The organism is Lelliottia sp. CFBP8978 (assembly GCF_034046055.2).
Lineage (GTDB): Bacteria > Pseudomonadota > Gammaproteobacteria > Enterobacterales > Enterobacteriaceae > Enterobacter.
Window position 1 is genome coordinate 3,958,984 of the sequence record NZ_CM188253.1, and the last position, 23,470, is coordinate 3,982,453.

Annotated in this window: 21 protein-coding genes; 16 read left to right on the plus strand and 5 right to left on the minus strand. The window is 52.0% G+C overall.

Going from position 1 to position 23,470, the window contains the following annotated elements; translation table 11 throughout:
• The 4 genes from mreD to csrD form a co-directional block, all read right to left on the minus strand.
• Nucleotides 1-489: a rod shape-determining protein MreD gene (gene mreD, locus SOM82_RS18550; RefSeq protein ID WP_320460931.1), complete on the minus strand. Its 489-nt coding sequence runs from the start codon at nt 487-489 to the stop codon at nt 1-3.
• Nucleotides 489-1,505 (minus strand): rod shape-determining protein MreC, encoded by a 1,017-nt coding sequence (gene mreC / locus SOM82_RS18555; protein WP_320460932.1) that lies wholly within the window; start codon nt 1,503-1,505, stop codon nt 489-491. The genes mreD and mreC overlap by 1 nt, the downstream gene beginning before the upstream one ends.
• 61 nt (nt 1,506-1,566) lie before the next feature.
• Complete coding sequence (mreB, locus tag SOM82_RS18560) at nt 1,567-2,610, minus strand: rod shape-determining protein MreB (RefSeq protein WP_000913396.1); 1,044 nt, start codon at nt 2,608-2,610, stop codon at nt 1,567-1,569.
• 402 nt (nt 2,611-3,012) lie between these two features.
• Entirely contained in the window at nt 3,013-4,953 is a 1,941-nt protein-coding gene (csrD, locus tag SOM82_RS18565; protein ID WP_320460933.1) for an RNase E specificity factor CsrD, read from the minus strand.
• A 195-nt stretch (nt 4,954-5,148) separates the two neighbouring features.
• On the opposite strand from csrD, the gene acuI reads away from it, so the two are divergent.
• The 14 genes from acuI (at nt 5,149) to SOM82_RS18635 (ending at nt 18,100) form a co-directional block, all read left to right on the plus strand.
• The gene (gene acuI / locus SOM82_RS18570; RefSeq protein WP_320460934.1) at nt 5,149-6,123 is read left to right on the plus strand and encodes an acrylyl-CoA reductase (NADPH); all 975 of its coding nucleotides are present in this window, start codon (nt 5,149-5,151) and stop codon (nt 6,121-6,123) included.
• A 77-nt stretch (nt 6,124-6,200) separates the two neighbouring features.
• A complete protein-coding gene (gene msrP / locus SOM82_RS18575; RefSeq protein WP_154126473.1) occupies nt 6,201-7,202 on the plus strand; it encodes a protein-methionine-sulfoxide reductase catalytic subunit MsrP in 1,002 nt (333 codons plus the stop codon).
• Nucleotides 7,203-7,802, plus strand: a complete 600-nt coding sequence (gene msrQ / locus SOM82_RS18580) for a protein-methionine-sulfoxide reductase heme-binding subunit MsrQ (RefSeq protein WP_320460935.1) — start codon at nt 7,203-7,205, stop codon at nt 7,800-7,802.
• 234 nt (nt 7,803-8,036) lie between these two features.
• Nucleotides 8,037-8,489, plus strand: coding sequence for a type II 3-dehydroquinate dehydratase (gene aroQ, locus SOM82_RS18585; protein ID WP_154126474.1), 453 nt, complete (start codon nt 8,037-8,039; stop codon nt 8,487-8,489).
• A 21-nt stretch (nt 8,490-8,510) separates the two neighbouring features.
• Complete coding sequence (gene accB, locus SOM82_RS18590) at nt 8,511-8,978, plus strand: acetyl-CoA carboxylase biotin carboxyl carrier protein (RefSeq protein WP_154126475.1); 468 nt, start codon at nt 8,511-8,513, stop codon at nt 8,976-8,978.
• Nucleotides 8,979-8,988: 10 nt separating this feature from the next.
• A complete protein-coding gene (accC, locus tag SOM82_RS18595; protein WP_154126476.1) occupies nt 8,989-10,338 on the plus strand; it encodes an acetyl-CoA carboxylase biotin carboxylase subunit in 1,350 nt (449 codons plus the stop codon).
• Between the two features lie 108 nt (nt 10,339-10,446).
• Nucleotides 10,447-10,689, plus strand: coding sequence for a YhdT family protein (locus SOM82_RS18600; RefSeq protein WP_154126477.1), 243 nt, complete (start codon nt 10,447-10,449; stop codon nt 10,687-10,689).
• On the plus strand, nt 10,679-12,130 hold the full coding sequence (gene panF / locus SOM82_RS18605) for a sodium/pantothenate symporter (protein WP_320460936.1): 1,452 nt from the start codon (nt 10,679-10,681) through the stop codon (nt 12,128-12,130). Before SOM82_RS18600 ends, panF begins: the two co-directional genes overlap by 11 nt.
• An 11-nt stretch (nt 12,131-12,141) precedes the next feature.
• Nucleotides 12,142-13,023 carry a 50S ribosomal protein L11 methyltransferase gene (gene prmA / locus SOM82_RS18610; protein ID WP_154126479.1) on the plus strand — a complete coding sequence of 294 codons (882 nt, stop codon included), beginning with the start codon at nt 12,142-12,144 and terminating at the stop codon, nt 13,021-13,023.
• 142 nt (nt 13,024-13,165) lie between these two features.
• Entirely contained in the window at nt 13,166-13,906 is a 741-nt protein-coding gene (locus tag SOM82_RS18615) for a carbonic anhydrase (RefSeq protein ID WP_320460937.1), read from the plus strand.
• A gap of 330 nt (nt 13,907-14,236) precedes the next feature.
• Nucleotides 14,237-15,202, plus strand: coding sequence for a tRNA dihydrouridine synthase DusB (gene dusB, locus SOM82_RS18620; RefSeq protein WP_154126481.1), 966 nt, complete (start codon nt 14,237-14,239; stop codon nt 15,200-15,202).
• A gap of 25 nt (nt 15,203-15,227) precedes the next feature.
• Nucleotides 15,228-15,524: a DNA-binding transcriptional regulator Fis gene (gene fis, locus SOM82_RS18625; RefSeq protein WP_000462905.1), complete on the plus strand. Its 297-nt coding sequence runs from the start codon at nt 15,228-15,230 to the stop codon at nt 15,522-15,524.
• Nucleotides 15,525-15,702: 178 nt separating this feature from the next.
• A complete protein-coding gene (locus SOM82_RS18630; RefSeq protein WP_320460938.1) occupies nt 15,703-15,867 on the plus strand; it encodes a DUF2556 family protein in 165 nt (54 codons plus the stop codon).
• A gap of 145 nt (nt 15,868-16,012) precedes the next feature.
• Entirely contained in the window at nt 16,013-18,100 is a 2,088-nt protein-coding gene (locus tag SOM82_RS18635) for a putative bifunctional diguanylate cyclase/phosphodiesterase (protein WP_320460939.1), read from the plus strand.
• Here the strand turns inward: SOM82_RS18635 and envR are convergent.
• Complete coding sequence (gene envR / locus SOM82_RS18640) at nt 18,095-18,742, minus strand: acrEF/envCD operon transcriptional regulator (protein WP_320460940.1); 648 nt, start codon at nt 18,740-18,742, stop codon at nt 18,095-18,097. The genes SOM82_RS18635 and envR overlap by 6 nt on opposite strands.
• A gap of 399 nt (nt 18,743-19,141) precedes the next feature.
• Between envR and SOM82_RS18645 the strand changes: the two genes are divergently transcribed.
• Nucleotides 19,142-20,281, plus strand: coding sequence for an efflux RND transporter periplasmic adaptor subunit (locus tag SOM82_RS18645; RefSeq protein ID WP_320460941.1), 1,140 nt, complete (start codon nt 19,142-19,144; stop codon nt 20,279-20,281).
• Between the two features lie 11 nt (nt 20,282-20,292).
• On the plus strand, nt 20,293-23,403 hold the full coding sequence (locus SOM82_RS18650) for an efflux RND transporter permease subunit (protein ID WP_154126486.1): 3,111 nt from the start codon (nt 20,293-20,295) through the stop codon (nt 23,401-23,403).
• Nucleotides 23,404-23,470: the final 67 nt, after the last annotated feature.

The window sequence follows — 23,470 nt, forward strand, 5'->3', positions numbered from 1 at the left end:
TTATTGCACAGCAAACTGCTGGCGAACTTTACGCATCAGCAGGAACAGCCATGGCCAGAGCACACCGTTGACTACACTACTCCAGAACACTTCCGGTCGGAAAGAGACGTTGATCACTAAAAACTCTGCCCAGAAAACAATGATATCTGCGGCGAGAGACAACAACATCACCACCAGCGCCTGTTGCCAGAGAGCGAGGTTACGGAAAAGCTGGAATTTCAGTGCGACAAGGTACGCAATAATACTCATGGATAGCGCGCGCACGCCAAGCGTGGAGCCACTAATGAGATCCAGTATGGCACCCATCACAAATCCTGTGCCCACATTTACGCGGTGCGGCAGAGCGAGGGTCCAGTACAGTAAAATGAGCAGCACCCAGTTTGGCCGGAAAACAAGAATGTCGTCCGGCCAGGGCATGATTTGCAGTAACAATGCGATGAGAAACGAGAGCCAAATAACCCAGCGTCCCTGGCTACGATAGCTTGCCACTACTGCCCTCCACGGGAGATTTGTGGCGGCAGCGGCGCATCCGCAGGAGGCTGCGTCAATCCGGTGGCCGGTGCAGGGACAGGCGCGGGCGGCCCCATCGAATCAGGCGCTGGCAGAACCTGCGGCATCATCTGCATCAGACGTTCATTGGCTACGCGGTGCACCTCTTCCGGCGTCATCGGGTTGATGCCGTTACGATCGGCTCCCCACAGCAGCAGCAGATAACGCAGACGCTGTAATCCTGCGGTTGGACGAGCCTGAATCACGGTATAGGCACGTTGGGTATCCAGCTTCACGGAAGAAACAACGCCAACCGGATAGCCTTCCGGGAAACGGCCACCCAGACCGGAGGTGACCAGGACATCACCCACACGAATGTCGGTGTTGGCAGGCAGATGCTCCAGTTGCAGATCGTCCGTGCAGCCATTACCCGCAGCAATGACACGAATATCATTACGCAGCACCTGGATCGGCAAAGCATGGGTTGCATCGCATATCAGCAGAACGCGGCTGGTCAGTTTGGCAACGGCCACAACCTGCCCCACCACGCCTTTATCGCTAATGACGGGCTGGCCTTCGTAGACACCATTAACGCTGCCTTTGTCGATCACCACCTGATCGCTGTAGGGATCGTTAACGGTGGAGATCACCTGGGTCACCATTTTCTGCTCATCCTGACGCAGCGGCGAGCCAAGCAGTTCACGCAGACGTGCGTTTTCCTGACGATACTGACCCAGCATCAGCAGCTCGCTGTTTTTCAGCAGCAGCTCCTGGCGTAACGCACGATTTTCAAGCTCGAGTTGATCGCGCGACGACAAAGTTTGTGAAACGCTGTCGAGTAATTCGCGGGGACCATTTGATACAAAATAGAAAGGACTGACGGCGGTATCCATGTATGTTCTGATCTGGCTGAACATACCGAGGCGGCTATCGGCGATGATGACTCCAAGCGCTACCAGTACCCCCAGGATCAGGCGAAACTGCAGCGACGGGCCACGGCTAAAAATTGGCTTCATAGGCTATGCGTATTCTCGCGTCAGAGAGAAAGGGCAGCGTCCGCTACCCTTTCACACCTGACTACTCTTCGCTGAACAAGTCGCCGCCGTGCATGTCGATCATTTCCAGCGCCTTGCCGCCACCACGGGCTACGCAAGTCAGTGGATCTTCTGCAACTACGACAGGAATACCTGTCTCTTCCATTAACAGGCGGTCGAGGTTACGCAGCAGCGCGCCACCACCAGTCAGAACCATACCGCGTTCAGAGATATCAGAAGCCAGTTCTGGCGGGCACTGTTCCAGAGCAACCATGACTGCACTCACGATACCGGTCAACGGCTCTTGCAGCGCTTCCAGAATTTCGTTGGAGTTCAGAGTAAAGCCGCGCGGAACGCCTTCAGCCAGGTTACGACCGCGGACTTCGATTTCGCGGACTTCATCACCAGGATAAGCAGAACCGATTTCGTGCTTAATACGCTCTGCGGTGGCTTCACCGATCAGAGAGCCGTAGTTACGGCGCACATAATTAATAATGGCTTCATCGAAGCGGTCACCACCGATACGTACGGAGGAGGAATAAACCACACCGTTCAGGGAGATAACGGCAACTTCAGTGGTACCACCACCAATATCCACCACCATCGAACCCGTTGCTTCTGAAACCGGCAGACCTGCGCCAATTGCCGCAGCCATCGGTTCTTCAATCAGGAAGACTTCACGCGCACCAGCGCCCTGAGCGGACTCACGGATTGCACGACGTTCAACCTGCGTTGCACCCACCGGTACACACACCAGCACGCGCGGGCTTGGGCGCATGAAGCTGTTGCTGTGAACCTGCTTGATGAAGTGCTGAAGCATTTTTTCGGTGACGAAGAAGTCAGCGATAACGCCGTCTTTCATCGGGCGGATCGCGGCGATGTTGCCTGGGGTACGACCCAGCATCTGCTTCGCATCATGTCCTACGGCTGCCACGCTTTTCGGGGAGCCGGCACGATCCTGACGAATGGCCACAACGGAAGGCTCATTCAATACGATGCCTTGTCCTTTTACATAAATCAGGGTATTCGCAGTACCCAGGTCAATGGACAGGTCATTGGAAAACATGCCACGAAATTTTTTCAACATACTAAGGGATAATCCTGAAAGCTGGGGCGGAAAAATAAAATCCGCTTACTTTACCAACCACACATAGCAGCGACAAGGCGCAAAAATCATCTGCTACGGTGAAAATTAGTGCAGCACGTTTCCTTATGTTACAAATTTATTACCTGAGTCCATCAGGGCTGAGTAAACAGCTGTGTTCCTCACTTAATTTGCAACGATAAAGGGCGTTCACTGGCGTACCCGACACTCTTCAAACTGCAGCGGCGATGACTGCTCTCACACACCCGAATCGCTGACTTATATAAGCTCTTCGGGATTCCCTCGTTAGCCGCCGTACTGCAACCTGAATTATTTTGGGCGTATGCTCGTCATACTCAAAGCTACAGGCGCGATATTCTACGTGAAAACAGATTAAACGGCAGGTCAAACCGAGTATCTTTGCAAATATTTTTTCACATTGCTGTCAAGCGGTTGAGAGGCGGCGAAAAAATCCCCCTGACCACCCGCCACACCGCGCTCCGTCAACATCTGCCATTCACTGCGTGAACGTATACCTGTGGCAAATACTTGTGTTCGCGTTCCCTTGCACGCCTCAACCAGACTTTGAACCAAAAGCTGATTTTCTGTGCGTTTTTCGATGTCCCTCACCAGCCCCGGATGTAGCTTTAACAATTCCACATCCAGTTCCTTGATCCAGCTGGTGCTCACCAGTGTTAAACCCGCCTGTGTTACCGCAACGTGAACGCCGAGTGCATTCATCAGGCGAATCACCGGCTGTAAGCGGCTGATGTGTTGACAAACATCTGCCTCTGCAAGTTCAAAAATAATGCGTTTCCGCTGTGATTTTTCGCACTGCATTAAGGTATCGCGTAACCAGCGCTGAAAACGAGGCCTAATCAGCGATTCTACTGTTACCTGTAATGCCAGAGTTTCTTCAGGCCAGAAAGATAAAAATGGAATGAGGCGCGTAATTTGCTGGCGGTCATACTCCTCGGAGAGACCAAACTGCAACACCATCGGCAGATATTCTGCGGAAACCACCTCTTCGCTTCCGTCGAAGATCCGGCACATTAATTCACGATGATGGACCAGACCATTACGCATGACCGCTGGCTTTTGGTAAATCCTCGGCCCGCCGCGGCTGAGCATCTGTTCGATGAGCGTTCGCCAGCGCACATTTCCCCGCCCTTTTTCCGGCAGAGAATCATCATAAACAGCCCAGCCATTGGCCCCCTGCAACACCGCGTTACGCGTCGCGGCCTCCGCATGTTCCATCACCTGCTGAGTGTGTTGTCCACCGCGCCAGGCACAAATTCCAATGTGTACCATATCGTCCCGATCGAGCATTTTTGTTGGCGGCAATGCATCGACGGCTTTCAGGAGCTGGCTGGCAATACTTTCTGACTCTTTCAACGTCCGATGGGGCAATAACACGGCAAAATCGCTGCGGTGGTAGCGTGCCAGCAGCGAACCGGGATAACGCATAATAAAAGTAGAGAGCAAGTTAATCAGCGTGAAAAGATGATCCTCGGCCACCGGACGGCCCCAGGTTTCGCGTAATAAATCGAAATCGGGCAGGCGAATGATCATCACCACGCCGTGCGTTCCAACCTTTTCCGGATCATCCAGCAGCGTGGCCAGCTGATTATCAAAGAAGAGTCGGTTGTTAAGACCGGTTTTGTTATCCTGGGCGGCATAGGAACGAATTAGCGTATCCATCCGATTACGTTGATCGCTGGCAAACTGAATCTCAGAGAGCAAAACGTCCAGCGCACTGCTGGTGCGTGACGGCCACTCATAAACAGAACCCCGCGCCTTTGCGCCTCGTTCGCCGTTTAAAATGCGCACCGAGCGTGATTCCAGCAACTCTTGTCCCGAAAGCTGACGCCGAACCCAGCGTACTGCTAAAAAAATCAGTAACACAATAAAGCCTATCGCAATCGTCAGCGGTGCGGTGGTCATCAGCGAGCGGAAATAATTTGCCATCGGGTCCTGATAGACCAGCCTGAAGCTCATTCCCGGACTTTTTAAGGAGTGAACGGTGAGTTCCCGATATTGCGCCAGTGCCCCTGCGGGGCGATAACTGCTCTTGCGGGCATGGCTGAGAACCACTTTGCTACCTTGTAAAATGTCGATATGCACAATATCGACCGGCACCATCAACTCATCCAGTTGCTGAGAGAGCGCGGGAATGGAGGACGTGACAAGCCGCGTGTCAATGACGGACGCCACCGAGTACACGCGATTCGTCAGCTTGTCCTGGATGGCGTTATAAAAACTTAACGAGCACCCCATTAGGGTGACAAAAATAGTTAGCCCCGTCAGCAGCGTAATAAAAGCCGAAAATTTCGTCGTTAATCGCATCCTTGAGATTACTCCGTGGTTGATGGGGGAAAACGGTTGGATAGCAAGTAAGTGCTAACTAGCGTTTAGCAAAGGCATACTACCAAACCTGGTATATCTGGCAATTTATTGCGTTAAATCGGCACAGTGTTTCAGTGTGCGAGTATAGTCTTCAGAAATATTTTTCCAATCACCATGCTTAGTGAGGATATGTATATGCAGGCATTGATCTTAGAACAGCAAGACGGAAAAACCCTTGCGTCGGTTCAATCCATTGAGGAAAACCGCCTGCCAGAAGGCGAAGTCACCGTTGATATCGACTGGTCCAGCCTGAACTATAAGGATGCACTGGCTATTACCGGGAAAGGTAAAATCATCCGAAACTTTCCGATGATACCTGGAATTGATTTCGCCGGGCATGTTCACTCGAGCGAAGATCCCCGTTTTCATGCCGGACAGCATGTGCTGTTAACCGGCTGGGGCGTTGGTGAAAATCACTGGGGGGGGCTGGCGGATCGGGCCCGCGTGAAGGGCGACTGGCTGGTGCCGATGCCAAAAGGCATGGATGGCCGCAAAGCGATGATTATCGGAACCGCGGGCTTTACCGCGATGCTGTGTGTGATGGCACTGGAAGACGCGGGCATTCGTCCGGAGTCCGGCGAAATCGTGGTAACCGGCGCCAGCGGCGGTGTGGGCAGTACCGCCGTGACTCTGCTGCATAAACTGGGCTATCAGGTGGTCGCGGTTTCCGGGCGAGAAAGCACTCATGATTATCTTCGCTCCCTCGGCGCAACACGGATTCTTGGGCGCGAAGAGTTTGCCGAAACGCGTCCTCTGGAAAAACAGCTTTGGGCTGGCGCTGTGGATACCGTGGGCGACAAAGTGCTGGCCAAAGTTCTGGCACAAATGAACTACGGCGGTTGCGTGGCGGCCTGCGGCCTGGCTGGTGGTTTCGCTCTTCCCACCACGGTGATGCCTTTCATTCTGCGTAATGTGCGTTTGCAAGGCGTGGATTCCGTCATGACGCCAGCGGCGCGACGCACGCAGGCGTGGGAGCGTCTGGTACGCGATTTACCGGAATCGTTCTATAGCCAGAGCGCCACAGAAATCACCCTCCAGCAGGCGCCTGAGTATGCAGACAAGATCATGAGCAACCAGTTCCACGGTCGGGCACTGGTCAAGATCGCTTAATCTTCAAATTTTCGTGACATATTCGCGATAACCCGGCTCCTCCGTCATGATTAAAAAAACGCATGACGGAGGATGCCATGAAAAGCAGAAAACTGACGGAAGCCGATGTCACGGCTGAATCTGTCTTTATGTTACAACGCCGCCAGATCCTGAAGATGCTTGGCATCAGCGCAACGGCCCTTTCGCTGCCCCATACGGCTCATGCGGATCTGCTCGACTGGTTTAAAGGCAACGATCGCCCCAAAGCCCCATCCGGACAGCCGCTGACATTTACCCAACCTGCCCAGTGGCAAAACAAGCTTGCACTGACTCCTGAAGAGAAAGTGACGGGCTACAATAACTTTTACGAATTTGGCCTCGATAAAGCCGATCCTGCCGCCAATGCTGGCAGCATGAAAACCGATCCCTGGACGCTTAAAATTGAGGGCGAAGTTGCCAAACCGCTCACGCTGGACCATCACGACCTCACCACCCGCTTTCCTCTTGAGGAGCGCATTTACCGTATGCGCTGCGTAGAGGCGTGGTCGATGGTCGTACCCTGGATCGGTTTTCCGCTGCATAAATTACTGGCTATGGCGGAACCCACCAGCAACGCCAAATATGTTTCTTTCCAGACGCTCTACTCACCGGAGCAAATGCCCGGGCAGAAAGATCGGTTTATTGGCGGCGGACTGGCCTATCCATATGTAGAAGGGCTTCGCCTTGATGAAGCGATGCATCCTCTGACGTTACTGACCGTCGGCGTTTACGGTAAAGCCTTACCTCCGCAAAACGGCGCCCCCATCCGCTTAACCGTGCCGTGGAAATATGGCTTTAAAGGGATTAAATCGATCGTCAGTATTAAGCTCACCAAAGAGCGCCCGCCGACCACCTGGAACCTTGCCGCACCGGGAGAATATGGCTTTTTCGCCAACGTAAACCCGCATGTTGATCATCCGCGCTGGTCGCAGGCGACCGAGCGCTTTATCGGCTCCGGCGGCGCGCTGGATGTTAAACGCCAACCCACGCTATTGTTTAATGGCTATGCGGATGAAGTCGCCTCGCTGTATCGGGGACTCAATTTACGGGAGAATTTTTAAGTGCGCCTTACCGTAAAGCAGATCACCTGGCTTAAAGTGCTGTTGCATCTGGCCGGTTTGCTTCCTTTTATATGGCTGTTTTGGGCCGCCAGCCAGGGCTATTTCAGCGCCGATCCGGCAAAGGATATTCAACACTTTACCGGTAGGATGGCTCTGAAATTTTTACTCGCAACCTTGCTGGTCTCCCCACTGGCGCGTTACGCTAAACAGCCGTTATTGATTCGCACACGACGTCTTTTAGGTCTATGGTGCTTTGCCTGGGCGACGCTGCATCTGACGAGCTATGCGCTGCTGGAACTGGGGATCAATAATGTGTCGCTATTGGGCAGCGAGCTGGTGACGCGTCCGTACCTGACGCTGGGAATAGTGAGTTGGCTGGTTTTACTGGCGTTAACGTTGACATCAACGCAGTATGCACAACGAAAGCTGGGCAGGAAGTGGCAACTTTTGCATAATTTCGTCTATCTTGTCGCGATCCTTACGCCCATCCATTATCTGTGGTCGGTGAAGATATTATCCCCTCAGCCAATCCTCTACGCGCTGGTCGCTTTAGCCCTTTTGATGTGGCGTTATAAGAAGTTCCGCATGTGGTTTCGATAGTTCAGGAAACTGTGCGTTTTCCCGCAGATTACTTATCAACCGCGAATCTTTTTCCAATTGCGGTTGATAATCTTCCCTGATAAGACCAGTATTTAGCTGCCAAATGCTACGAAATCGTTATAATGTGCGACCTTGGTTTTCCCGAAGGGGTTTTTCACCGCCCTAAAGGGTGACAATTGCGCATCGAAGGTATATTTTGTTTTTTACCCGAGAATCGCAGGAGATAGCGGCACAATGACTGAAAAGTTGCACATCTTAGTTTTAAACGGACCGAACCTGAATATGCTCGGTACGCGTGAACCCGAGAAGTACGGCACGCTGACATTGAGCGAAATTGTTAACCGTCTTGGCACGGAAGCAGCTGCGCTGGGTGTGAGTCTTGACCATTTTCAGTCAAACGCGGAGTACGCACTCATCGACCGTATTCATCAGGCTAAAGACAATGTGGACTATATCCTGATTAATCCGGCCGCGTTTACGCACACCAGTGTCGCGATACGCGACGCACTGCTTGCGGTGAGTATCCCGTTTATCGAGATCCATCTGAGCAATGTGCACGCCCGAGAACCGTTCCGCCACCATTCGTATCTGTCTGATGTCGCCGCTGGCGTCATCTGCGGACTGGGTGCTGACGGTTATTCATACGCTTTACAGACAGCGGTAAAACGCCTGTCACAATCACACTAAACAAGAGTACGGAACCCACTCATGGATATTCGTAAGATTAAAAAACTGATCGAGCTGGTTGAAGAATCAGGCATCTCCGAACTGGAAATTTCTGAAGGCGAAGAGTCTGTACGCATCAGCCGTGCAGCGCCAGCCGCTAGCTTCCCGGTCATGCAGCAGGCTTACGCTGCCCCAGTGATGCAGCAGCAGCCTGCTCTGTCTAACGCCGTTGCTCCAGCAGCAGAAGCGCCGGTCGCAGCAGCCGCAGAAATCAGTGGTCACATCGTACGTTCCCCGATGGTTGGTACTTTCTACCGCACCCCGAGCCCGGATGCGAAAGCGTTCATCGAAGTGGGTCAGAAAGTCAACGCAGGCGATACCCTGTGTATCGTTGAAGCCATGAAAATGATGAACCAGATCGAAGCTGACAAGTCAGGTACTGTGAAAGCGATTCTGGTCGAAAGTGGTCAGCCGGTAGAATTTGACGAGCCTCTGGTCGTCATCGAGTAACGAGGCGAACATGCTGGATAAAATTGTCATCGCCAACCGCGGCGAGATCGCATTGCGAATTCTTCGTGCCTGTAAAGAACTGGGCATCAAGACTGTTGCTGTGCATTCAAGCGCGGACCGCGATTTAAAACACGTATTACTGGCGGATGAGACGGTCTGTATTGGCCCGGCTCCGTCCGTAAAAAGTTATCTGAATATCCCGGCTATCATCAGCGCCGCTGAAATCACCGGCGCGGTGGCAATCCATCCGGGTTATGGCTTCCTCTCTGAGAATGCCAACTTTGCTGAGCAGGTAGAACGCTCTGGCTTTATCTTCATTGGCCCTAAAGCTGACACTATCCGCCTGATGGGCGATAAAGTGTCTGCTATTACCGCTATGAAGAAAGCTGGCGTTCCAACTGTACCAGGCTCCGACGGCCCGCTGGGCGACGATATGGATGCTAACCGCGCCCATGCTAAACGCATTGGTTATCCGGTTATCATCAAAGCGTCCGGTGGCGGCGGTGGTCGCGGTATGCGCGTTGTGCGTAGCGATGCCGATCTGGCGCAATCCATCTCCATGACCAAAGCGGAAGCAAAAGCTGCTTTCAGCAATGACATGGTTTACATGGAAAAATACCTCGAAAACCCACGCCACATCGAAATTCAGGTGCTGGCTGACGGTCAGGGTAATGCGATCTATCTGGCGGAACGTGACTGCTCCATGCAGCGTCGTCACCAGAAAGTTGTCGAAGAAGCACCAGCACCGGGCATTACCCCGGAACTGCGTCGCTACATCGGCGAGCGTTGCTCCAAGGCGTGCGTTGATATCGGCTATCGCGGTGCAGGTACGTTCGAATTCCTGTTCGAAAACGGCGAGTTCTATTTCATTGAGATGAACACCCGTATTCAGGTTGAGCACCCGGTAACAGAAATGATTACCGGCGTTGATCTGATCAAAGAACAGCTGCGTATCGCGGCGGGCCAACCGCTGTCCATCACGCAGGAAGAAGTTGTGGTGAAAGGCCATGCGGTCGAGTGCCGTATTAACGCCGAAGACCCGAATACCTTCCTGCCAAGCCCGGGTAAAATCACGCGTTTCCACGCGCCGGGTGGCTTTGGTGTCCGTTGGGAATCTCATATTTACGCCGGCTACACTGTACCGCCGTACTATGACTCAATGATCGGTAAGCTGATCTGCTACGGTGAGAACCGTGATGTGGCGATTGCCCGCATGAAGAACGCCCTGCAGGAGCTGATCATCGACGGTATTAAAACCAACGTTGATTTGCAGGTTCGTATCATGAACGACGAGAACTTCCAGAATGGTGGAACCAACATCCACTATCTGGAGAAAAAACTCGGTCTGAACGAAAAATAAGACTGCATTAGCGTTAAAAGGCCGGATATTCCGGCCTTTTTTATTTCTGGGGATCGCCAAGTCCCGTAGGGTACAATCCCCGTTTTCTTCATCCACAAGGGACTTAAAATGGACAAACGATTTGTTCAAGCCCATAAAGAAGCGCGCTGGGCGCTGTGGCTGACCCTTCTCTATCTCGTCGCATGGTTAGTAACTGCTTACTTACCTGGTTCTGCTACCGGATTTACCGGCCTGCCGCACTGGTTTGAAATGGCCTGTCTGCTTATGCCATTGGTTTTTATCGTGCTGTGCTGGCTGATGGTGCGCTTTATCTTCCGCGATATCTCTCTGGAGGATAGCGATGCAAACTGAAATCATCGCCGTTTTGATTATCTATTTATTCGTGGTGTTTGGCCTTTCCGCTTATGCCATGCGTAAGCGCAGTTCCGGATCGTTTCTCAGCGAATATTTCCTGGGCAGCCGTTCAATGGGCGGATTTGTCCTTGCGATGACCCTGACCGCGACCTATGTCAGCGCCAGTTCGTTTATCGGCGGGCCGGGTGCAGCCTACAAATATGGGCTGGGCTGGGTTCTGCTGGCGATGATTCAGGTGCCCACTATCTGGCTGTCGCTCGGAGTGTTGGGGAAGAAATTCGCCATTCTCGCCAGACGCTATAACGCCATTACGCTTAATGACATGCTGCAGGCTCGCTACCAGAACCGCGCGGTGGTGTGGATTGCCAGCGTAAGCCTGTTGGTGGCTTTTGTCGGGGCGATTGCGGTGCAATTCATCGGCGGCGCACGTCTGCTGGAAACCGCCGCCGGTATCCAGTATGAACACGGCCTGTTGATTTTTGGCATTACCATCGCGCTTTATACCGCGTTTGGCGGATTTCGTGCCAGCGTGCTTAACGACACGATGCAAGGCATGGTGATGCTGATTGGCACTCTGGTGTTATTGGTCGGCGTTATCTATGCCGCGGGCGGTTTGCACAATGCCGTTGAAACGCTGGAGCACATTGATCCGAAGCTGGTTAGCCCGCACGGCGCTGATGACATTCTCACCCCAGCGTTTATGACCTCATTCTGGGTTCTGGTGTGCTTTGGCGTCATCGGCCTGCCGCACACGGCGGTGCGCTGTATCTCCTATAAAGACAGCAAAGCCGTACATCGCGGAATTATTATCGGGACCGTGGTGGTGTCACTGCTGATGCTGGGAATGCATCTGGCCGGTGCGCTGGGTCGTGCCATATTGCCGCATCTGACCGTACCGGATCAGGTTATCCCGACATTGATGGTAGAAGTCTTACCCCCCTGGGCGGCGGGTCTGTTCCTCGCCGCGCCAATGGCAGCGATCATGTCTAACGTGAATGCTCACCTGTTACAGGCATCCGCCACGATCATTAAAGATCTGTGGCTCAGCGCGCGTCCGACTAAAATGCATAATGAGCAGCGCCTGAAACGAATCTCCACCTGGACCACACTGGTGCTCGGCATTCTGATGATGCTGGCGGCATGGCGTCCACCGGAGATGATTATCTGGCTAAACCTGCTGGCTTTCGGCGGGCTTGAAGCCGTGTTTTTGTGGCCGCTGGTCCTGGGACTGTACTGGGAACGCGCCAACGCTGCGGGCGCGCTGAGCGGGATGATTACAGGCGGCGTGCTGTATGCAGTACTTGCCACATTTAAAATTCAGTATCTGGGCTTCCATCCTATCGTGCCTTCGTTACTGTTAAGTTTGCTGGCGTTTGTGGTCGGGAACCGTTTCGGTCAACCTGTTCCGCAGGCTGCCGTCATTTCTACTGATAAATAAAGAGTTTTGCCATGCCGTGGATCCAACTAAAACTGAACACAACAGGCGCGAATGCCGAAGAGCTGAGTGACGCATTAATGGAGGCCGGGTCGGTTTCCATCACTTTCCAGGATACGCATGACACACCGGTGTTTGAACCGCTTCCCGGCGAAACACGCCTGTGGGGCGACACTGACGTAATTGGCCTGTTCGATGCAGAAACCGACATGAAAGAAGTCGTGGCGATTCTGGAAAACCACCCGCTACTGGGGACTGGTTTTGTTCACAAGATCGAACAACTGGAAGATAAAGACTGGGAACGCGAGTGGATGGATAATTTCCACCCGATGCAGTTTGGTCAACGTCTGTGGATCTGCCCGAGCTGGCGCGATGTGCCTGATGTCAATGCCGTGAACGTCATGCTTGATCCGGGTCTGGCGTTTGGTACAGGAACGCATCCGACAACCTCTCTTTGCCTGCAATGGCTTGATGGCCTGGATCTTGAAGGCAAAACAGTGATCGACTTCGGTTGTGGATCAGGGATCCTGGCGATTGCCGCGCTGAAACTGGGTGCAGCAAAAGCGATCGGGATCGATATCGATCCGCAGGCGATCCAGGCAAGTCGCGATAACGCTCAGCGCAATGGTGTTTCCGACCGTCTCGAGCTGTATTTACCGGACAGCCAGCCAGAGGTCATGAAAGCCGATGTGGTGGTGGCGAATATTCTGGCAGGCCCGTTACGCGAGCTGGCACCTTTAATTAGCGTGCTGCCCGTTGAGGGCGGTCTGCTCGGGCTTTCCGGGATTCTGGCCAGCCAGGCGGAAAGCGTATGCGAAGCCTATGCTGACCTCTTTGCTCTCGATCCTGTGGTTGAGAAAGAAGAGTGGTGTCGTATTACCGGTCGTAAGAAGTAATTTCCTCTCTCCGGCGTGGGTATCTTCCCGCGCCTTTTTTCGTGTAAACGTCTCCTTCCCTCATAGTTATCCTGTATAATAACAGCAGGAAATTATTTCCTATATGAATGATTTACATAAAAATATTCACCGGAAGAATACTATGATTCAATTTATTGGCAAGGCCGCGCTGCTGGCGCTGAGTATGATGTCTGTTTCAGCTTATGCATCTCACTGGAGCTATGAAGGCGAAGGCTCTCCTGAACACTGGGGCGAGCTGGATGAGTCGTTCAAAACCTGCCAGATGGGGATGAATCAGTCTCCAATCAACATCGACTCAACCGTCCAGGCGCATATCTCTCCGCTCCAGACGGGCTACATTGATGGCCCTGTCACTTTGACAAATAACGGCCATACCATTCAGGCCGTCGAAAAGGCCGACACCCGCGATACGATCACGCTTGATAATCAGACCTGGACGCTCCAGCAGTTCCATTTCCATTCACCGAGTGAAAACACGGTGCACGGGAAAAAGTATGCGATGGAAATGCACCTGGTGCATAAAAATGCCAAAGGTGAGCTGACCGTGGTCGCAGTGATGTTTGATAAAGGCGCTGCCAATGCAGAGCTCGATAAGCTCTGGAATGTGATGCCGGGACACGCTGAGCAATCTGCCACGCTCAATATCCATCTTGATATCAACAAGCTGCTGCCAACGGACAAAACCTACTGGCGTTTTAGCGGTTCTCTGACCACCCCGCCATGCTCAGAGGGTGTGACCTGGATTGTCCTGAAACAACCCATGACGCTTTCTGAAAGTCAGTGGGAGAAATTCACACACACAATGCATCACGATAATAACCGCCCGGTACAGTCGCTGCACGGACGTGTTGTGGTTGAATAATGTTCATATTGCGATCTGAGATCATGTTCTAAAATGCGACTGAGATCGCAAAGAAGGGCAATAATCTGCTGCTAAAAACAGCAGATTATCCCGATTAAGCGATTCATTTATGCCGATATCAAGAGAAGTTAAGGGAATTTGTAAGCGTCTATAAAATAAACACAAACATATAACACAATGATTTAACTGGTTAATAATTCATTTCTTATAGGCTGCATAGCAATTCCTTGATCTATAACAGCGGATTGTTCAAAGTTTGGCCTTTCATCTCGTGCAAAAAATGCGTAATATACGCCGCCTTGCAGTCACAGTATGGTCATTTCTTAACTCATGCGCATCGGACAGTACCAGCTCAGAAATCGCCTGATCGCAGCACCTATGGCAGGTATTACCGACCGGCCATTCAGGACGCTGTGCTACGAGATGGGAGCAGGATTAACCGTTTCCGAGATGATGTCGTCTAACCCGCAGGTTTGGGAAAGCGATAAATCCCGTCTTCGGATGGTGCACATTGATGAACCAGGTATTCGAACCGTGCAAATTGCCGGAAGCGATCCTGAAGAGATGGCGGAAGCCGCGCGTATTAACGTTGAAAGTGGCGCCCAAATTATTGATATCAATATGGGTTGCCCGGCAAAGAAAGTGAATCGCAAGCTGGCTGGTTCAGCCCTTCTGCAATACCCCGATCAGGTGAAATCGATCTTATCGGTGGTTGTAAATGCAGTGGACGTTCCGGTCACGCTGAAGATTCGCACTGGTTGGGCGCCGGAACACCGTAACTGTGTAGAAATTGCCCAACTGGCCGAAGACTGTGGTATCCAGGCCCTGACCATTCATGGACGTACGCGTGCCTGTTTGTTCAATGGCAATGCGGAATACGACAGCATTCGGGCAGTTAAGCAGAAAGTTTCCATTCCGATTATCGCGAATGGCGACATAACTGACCCGCTTAAAGCCAGGGCTGTGCTCGACTATACAGGGGCAGATGCTCTGATGATAGGACGTGCAGCTCAGGGAAGACCCTGGATCTTTCGGGAAATCCAGCATTATCTGGACACTGGGGAGTTGCTTGCTCCACTGCCTCTGGCAGAGGTTAAGCGCTTGCTTTGTGCACATATTCGGGAATTGCATGATTTTTATGGTCAGGCAAAAGGGTACCGAATTGCGCGTAAACACGTATCCTGGTATCTCCAGGAACACGCTCCAAATGACCAGTTTCGGCGCACATTCAACGCCATAGAGGATGCCAGCTTACAGCTGGAGGCGTTGGAGGCATACTTCGAAAATTTTGCGTAAACAGAAATAAAGAGCTGACAGAACTATGTTCGAACAACGCGTAAATTCTGACGTACTGACCGTTTCTACCGTTAACTCTCAGGATCAGGTAACTCAAAAACCCCTCCGTGACTCGGTAAAACAGGCACTGAAGAACTATTTTGCTCAACTGAACGGTCAGGATGTTAATGACCTGTATGAGCTGGTATTGGCTGAAGTTGAACAGCCACTGTTGGACATGGTGATGCAATACACCCGCGGTAACCAAACCCGCGCTGCCCTGATGATGGGTATCAACCGTGGTACCCTGCGTAAGAAACTGAAAAAATACGGCATGAACTAATTTCGATTAGCTAACTGCTTGTTTAAAAAGGCGCTACTCGGCATGGGGACGCGCCTTTTTTATTTCTCCTTCTCCCTGCGTCAGCGCTTTGTAAACCTTGTACTCTCCCGCTTTTAAACGTCTGCTTTTCGTGTATATTTCCACCACCTCACTGGACCTCTAACTCCGGAACGACACAATGATTCGCAAATACGGGTGGCTGATTGTCTTTGCTGTCACGGTCTTCATCTTTGATGCGCTACTGATACAGTGGATTGAACTGCTCAGTACCGAAACCGATAAGTGTCGCAATATGAACTCCGTTAATCCGCTCAAACTGGTGAATTGTTCCGATCTCGATTAAGCGGCTAACATCGTGGAAAATAGCCCTATCACCCATTAAAAACAGGGATTTAAATCCCTTTTCGTCAATCCAGTACGGTGATAATGTCTCTGCCCTTTTCAAGCGCTCTTGCATAACGTCTCACTGAGAATGAGTTAAACAGACCATGCTGGTTAGCCAATACAACCAAATCCTCGTTGTCATCTCCTTTGTTGTTGCCATTCTTGCTGCCTATACCGCGTTAAATATGGCCGCGCGTGTCGCCGGAAACCAGGGCGTCGCTGCGCGCATATGGTTGGCCGGGGGAGGCATTGCGATGGGGATCGGCGTATGGGCAATGCACTTCATCGGCATGCTGGCGATGGATATCTCCATGAGCATGAGCTACGACACGGCAATAACCGTGCTCTCGATGGTGATTGCCATTGGTTCGTCAATGTTTGCTCTGTGGCTGGTCAGTGGCGAGCAGTTGCGTTTACGACGCCTGTTGCCGGGGGCATTCGTAATGGGATCGGGCATCGTCGCGATGCACTACACGGGCATGGCCGCGCTGGAAGTGTCATCAGCCATTGTCTGGGACAAAATGTGGGTGGCCATCTCCGTGGCGATTGCGCTGGCAGCCTCGCTTGTCGCGCTGTGGCTCACATTCCGCCTGCGGCATGAAGCCGCACAGGTTGCTCTGATGCGCCTGGGTGCCGCTATCACGATGGGGATTGCGATAGCAGGCATGCACTATGCTGGTATGAAGGCGGCACAGTTTCCCGACACTGCTTCTGGCATGCACCACCACGGGATTAATGGCAGCTGGCTGGCGGTTCTGGTCAGCGTCGTCGCGCTCTCTATTCTGGGTATTACCTTGCTGGTATCAATGCTTGATGCCCGACTTCAGGCGCGGACGTCTCTGCTGGCCTCTTCCCTTGCGGAAGCGAACCGCGAACTCGCGCAACTGGCGCTGCACGACACCCTGACCCGTTTACCCAACCGAATCCTGCTGGAAGACCGACTCGATCAGGCCATCAGCAAAGCTGACCGCGAAGGGACCCACTTTGCGCTGCTGTTTATGGACCTGGATGGTTTCAAGGCGGTCAATGACGCTTATGGCCATGATACGGGTGATAAGCTTCTGGTCGCGGTGACCGAGCGGCTACGGCTGCCGCTGAAAGGGCAATATACTCTCGCCCGTATCGGCGGGGACGAGTTTATCTTGCTGGCGGAAGTGGGCGGTCCGGATGATGCAGCCTCGCTTGCCAATGCGCTCGTTCGTGCTATTGATAGCCCTTTCAATGTCGATCCTTACGAGCTGGTTGTGACCGTCAGCATTGGTATTGCCCTCTATCCACACGACGGGAAAACCGATCGTGAGCTGATGTTCAACGCTGATGCGGCGATGTATCACACTAAACATATGGGGCGTAACGGGTATCACTTTTTCCAGCCCTCCATGAATACGCTGGCGCAAACGCATTTGCAGCTGATGAATGATCTGTGGCTGGCGATTGAGCGCGATGAACTACGCCTTCACTATCAGCCTAAATTCCATGCGCCCGCCGGTCCTATCCTCGGCTTCGAAGCATTGTTGCGCTGGGAACACCCGAAACAGGGGCTGCTTACTCCCGATATTTTCCTGCAACTGGCAGAAAAAACCGGATTGATTATTCCGATTGGCAACTGGGTCATTAACGAAGCCTGCCGTCAGCTACGCGAGTGGCATCTTCAGGGACATCTGAACTGGTCCATGGCGGTGAATCTGTCGACGCTCCAGTTTGAGCAACCCACGCTGGTTAAAACGGTGCTCGACTGTCTGGCACGGCACCATCTTCCGCCAGAATCGTTGATCCTTGAGGTCACAGAAACTACGGCGATGAACAATCCGGACGAAAGCGTACGGGTCTTAACGGAGCTCACCAATGCGGGCGTAAAAGCCTCCATTGATGATTTTGGGACGGGATATTCCAGCCTGCTCTATCTGAAGAGATTACCGGCCTGTGAGCTCAAAATCGATCGTGCGTTTGTGAAAGATCTCAGCGGCGCAAGTGATGATGCCACCATCGTCTCCGCGATTGTCGCGCTTGCAAAAACGTTGAATCTTAAAGTTGTGGCTGAAGGTGTGGAAACCGAGGCCCAACAAGCGTTTTTGACCGAGTTAGGCTGTAACACGCTCCAGGGGTATCTGTTGGGCAAACCGGTGACGGCACAAACTGTCGAAAATCTTTGCAATGATGCTGAGATCGCAGGAAAAAAATTGCCGTCATGAGGCGATGTGATACGACACTGGCGACACGCGCGTAATGTGTAATGTCGCCAGAATATTATCCACCAGCGCAGGCGCTTGCAGATAAAGATTAAAGCTCTCATTGTTCATCAACCAGTTTTTAATTAATCCGCTAAAAAAACCGTGGAAAACAATTAATGCCATATCAATATTGACGTTAGGCGAAATGACGCCGCGTGACAGGCAACGCTCCAGTAATGTACGAACATTTTCATAATTAAAACCAATTCGTTTCCGAATTTCACATTCTGACGTCATTTCATCATGAAATTCACATTTATGATAAAGAATTTGTTGCAATGCTCGCTGCCGTGGGTCGTGGGAAATATATTGCAAGGCAATCACAAAACGCTCACGCAGCACCAGCAATGGATCATCATCCGGCTTTAAAGAAAGGCGATCGTGAATTAAATCACATAAGGGAAGTTGCTGCTCCCATATTGCATTGAAGATTTCTGACTTACTGGTGAAATGCCAGTATATTGCCCCTCGCGTCACCCCCGCTGCTGCTGCAATATCAGTCAGCGTGGTACTTGCCACACCACGCGTCGAGAACTCAGCAATGGCAGCGTCGATCAGCAGTTGTCGTGTTTTCTGTGCATCTTCTTTCGTTTTACGCGCCATACTCTCTTACCCATTCACCAAACAAGTTGCTATGTCACCGGTAAAAAATCGGGCACGCATCGTTGTGGGAGTATTCAATAAAAACGGATGTTATTTTGCACAAAAAAAGTCAATAACATGAATTAATAATTCACAAGAATGAATTCCATTAAATACATCCATTAAACAAATGAATTGCACCCTTTAAATAACCAGAACGGCGTGCTACAAAATCACTATATCGTTGATTTATGGTTTCAGACTCTGATTTTTATCTTAATAAAGCCTGCGCCGCACTTATAAATTAAAAATAACCAACGTACCTCATTATGATGTGCGCACGCTTTCTCACTCTTTGCCCCTCCGACTTTTTCACAACTTCACGGCAAATATCATTTATTGTTTTTTTAAAGGAACAGTATGACGACACACTTCAGGCTTTTACCTTTGTCCGGTCTTATTGTCTGCGCTGCACTGGTTGCTGGCTGTGATGGCTCTGAGAGCCCACAGCAAGGCGCACAGGTCCCCCAGGTCTCTGTTTACGTCGTGAAAAGTGCCCCACTGGCGGTAACAACAGAGCTGCCAGGGCGTACGGATGCATTTCGCGTCGCTGAAGTTCGTCCGCAGGTAAGCGGAATCGTTTTACGTCGTAATTTCACCGAAGGTAGCGATATCAAAGCTGGCGACTCCCTGTATCAGATAGACCCCGCGACTTATCAGGCCGCGTATGACAGCGCGAAAGGCGATCTGGTAAAAGCCGAAGCAGCGGCAAACATCGCCCATTTAACCGTGAAACGCTATGTCCCTCTGGTGGGTACTCAGTATGTCAGTCGGCAAGAATATGATCAGGCCGTCGCCAACGCCAGACAGGCGGATGCCAGCGTTATCGCCGCCCAGGCCGGTGTCGAAACCGCACGTATCAATCTCGCATACACTAAAGTGTCATCCCCTATTAGCGGACGTATTGGTAAATCCAGCGTCACCGAAGGCGCACTGGTGACCAACGGTCAGGCTACCGCACTGGCAACCGTTCAACAGCTTGATCCTATTTATGTGGATGTCACCCAGTCCAGCAGCGACTTTATGCATCTGAAGCAACTTAGTCTGACGAAAAACGATGCAGCCAACAGCGTCCAGCTTCTAATGGAAAACGGCCAGCCGTATCCGCAAAAAGGGACGCTCCAGTTCTCTGATGTCACCGTAGATGAGAGCACCGGCTCTATCACGCTGCGCGCCGTGTTCCCCAATCCTCAGCATATGTTGTTGCCAGGAATGTTTGTGCGCGCCGTTATAGATGAAGGCGTACAGCCTGACGCTATCCTCGTTCCTCAGCAGGGCGTCACCCGCACGCCGCGCGGCGATGCCACCGTGCTGGTTGTGAATGCGAAAGAGCAGATCGAAATGCGTAACGTCGTTGCCTCTCAGGCTATCGGCAATCGCTGGCTGATAACGGAAGGATTGAAGGAAGGGGACCGTGTCGTCGTAAGCGGCCTGCAAAAAGCGCATCCTGGTGCCACCGTGGTCGCCACGCCTGACTCCGCCACGTCTAAAGCCAGCTAAGGGATTACGAAATGGCTAATTTCTTTATTCAAAGGCCGATTTTCGCTTGGGTTCTTGCCATCATATTGATGATTGCAGGCGGGCTGGCTATTCTCAAACTGCCCGTGGCGCAGTATCCCACCATAGCGCCACCTGCCGTCGCTGTTACGGCGAACTATCCTGGCGCTGATGCCCAGACGGTGCAGGATACCGTCACGCAGGTTATCGAACAGAACATGAACGGTATTGATAACCTGATGTATATGTCCTCCACCAGCGATTCCTCGGGCAGCGTGACCATTACCCTGACCTTCCAGTCCGGAACCGATCCGGATATCGCACAGGTGCAGGTACAAAATAAACTTCAGCTTGCGATGCCGCTACTGCCACAAGAAGTGCAACAGCAAGGGATTGGCGTGGAGAAATCCAGCAGCAGCTACCTGCTGGTTGCAGGTTTTGTCTCCGATAACAAAAGTCTGTCACAGGATGATATCTCTGATTACGTTGCCTCAAATGTGAAAGATGCCATCAGCCGTACCTCGGGTGTCGGCGATGTGCAGTTGTTTGGTGCGCAGTATGCGATGCGTATTTGGCTCGATGCCAATGCTCTGAATAAATACCAGCTGACGCCGCTGGATGTCATCAACCAGCTTAAAACCCAGAATAACCAGATTGCAGCCGGTCAACTGGGTGGGTCACCTTCCGTACCTGGACAGCAGCTTAACGCTTCTATCATCGCGCAAACCCGACTGAAATCTCCGGAGGAATTCAGCAAGATCACGCTAAAAGTGAATCAGGATGGTTCAATGGTGCATCTTAAGGATGTCGCCAGAATTGAACTTGGCGGTGAAAACTACAACATGGTGACGAAGATCAATGGCCAGGCGGCAACAGGTCTTGGGATCAAACTGGCAACGGGCGCGAACGCCCTTGATACGGCCGCTGCAATTAAATCAAAGCTGGCAGAACTGCAGTCCTTCTTCCCTCAAGGCCTGAAAGTCGTTTACCCGTATGACACGACACCTTTTGTGAAAATTTCCATTCATGAAGTGGTTAAAACGTTGTTCGAGGCGATCGTGCTCGTGTTCCTGGTGATGTATTTGTTCCTGCAAAACCTGCGAGCCACGCTGATCCCAACCATTGCCGTTCCCGTCGTTTTGCTGGGTACATTTGCCGTTCTGTCTGCCTTCGGATTTTCCATCAATACCCTGACGATGTTCGGGATGGTACTGGCGATAGGCTTACTGGTCGATGACGCCATTGTTGTTGTCGAGAACGTAGAGCGCGTCATGGCGGAGGATAAGCTGCCGCCAAAAGAAGCGACGCAAAAATCTATGGAGCAAATCCAGGGCGCACTGGTCGGCATCGCGATGGTACTTTCGGCGGTATTTATTCCGATGGCCTTTTTTGGTGGTTCCACTGGCGCGATTTACCGACAGTTCTCCCTGACCATTGTGTCGGCTATGGCCCTTTCTGTCCTGGTGGCGATGATTCTGACGCCAGCTCTTTGCGCCACGCTACTGAAACCGCCTTCAGAAGAACATCATGCAAAAGGCGGGCTCTTTGGCTGGTTCAATAACCTTTTCAATAAGAGTGTCGATCATTACAGCAACAGCGTGAGCGGAATTCTTCGCAAAACCGGGCGCTATCTGCTGGTATATGTCGTGATTGTTGGTGGCATGGCGGTTCTGTTTTTGCGGCTCCCGACCTCCTTCCTTCCGGAAGAAGATCAGGGCGTATTTTTGACGATGGTCCAGCTGCCCGCTGGCGCCACGCAAACCCGTACGCAGCAGATTCTGGATCAGGTTCAGGACTATTATCTCACCAAAGAGAAAGCGAACGTGGAGTCGGTCTTCACGGTAAATGGCTTTAGTTTTAGCGGCCAGGGTCAAAACTCAGGTATCGCATTTATTAGCCTTAAACCGTGGGAAGATCGTCCAGGAGAAGAAAACGGCGTCGGCGCCATCGTTGGGCGCGCAACAAAAGCGTTCAGTCAGTTAAAAGACGGTCTGGTCTTTCCATTCAACCTGCCAGCGATTATCGAGCTGGGCACCGCCACGGGCTTTGACTTTGAGCTTATTGATCAGGCAAACCTCGGGCATACTCAGCTCACGCAAGCACGCAATCAGTTGCTTGGCATGGTAAAAGAGCATCCCGATCTATTGGTTCGCGTACGTCCTAACGGGCTGGAAGATACACCTCAGTTCAAACTGGATATTGATCAGGAAAAAGCGCAGGCGCTCGGCGTGAGCGTGTCGGATATTAATCAGACTGTCTCGACTGCGCTCGGGGGAACTTACGTCAACGACTTTATCGATCACGGTCGCGTGAAGAAGGTCTATGTACAGGCTGATGCCAAATACCGCATGCTGCCTGGCGACATCAATAACCTTTATGTGCGTAGTGCAAACGGGGAGATGGTTCCTTTCGCTGCCTTCAGCACCTCATACTGGATTTCAGGCTCACCGCGCCTTGAACGCTACAACGGCATGCCATCAATGGAAATCCTCGGCGAGTCCGCACCAGGCAGGAGTACGGGCGAAGCGATGATCATGATGGAAAGCCTGGCGAAGAAATTACCTTCGGGCATTGGTTTCGACTGGACGGGAATGTCTTATCAGGAGCGGCTTTCTGGTAATCAGGCACCTGCCCTGTATGCCATTTCGCTGATCGTCGTTTTCTTGTGTCTGGCAGCACTCTACGAGAGTTGGTCGATCCCATTCTCCGTTATGCTGGTGGTGCCGCTAGGGGTCATTGGCGCGCTTCTTGGCGCATCACTGCGTGGGTTAAACAATGATGTCTATTTCCAGGTGGGCCTTCTCACTACTATTGGGCTTTCGGCTAAGAACGCCATTCTTATTGTCGAATTTGCAAAAGATCTGATGGAGAAAGAAGGAAAGGGAGTGATGGAAGCTGCGCTCGAAGCGGCTCGTATGCGCCTGCGTCCTATCCTGATGACTTCACTGGCGTTTATCCTGGGTGTTATGCCACTGGTTCTCAGCCATGGAGCCGGGAGCGGTGCGCAAAATGCCGTTGGTACAGGGGTGATGGGAGGTATGCTCTCCGCCACACTTCTGGCTATCTTCTTTGTACCCGTATTTTTTGTAGTAGTGCGACGACGCTTTAATCGACACGCTGAGTAACAAACCCAAAAGGCGTCCCCTGGATGCCTTTTCTTTTAAGATAAACAGAGGATTAGTTCTTGCCCTT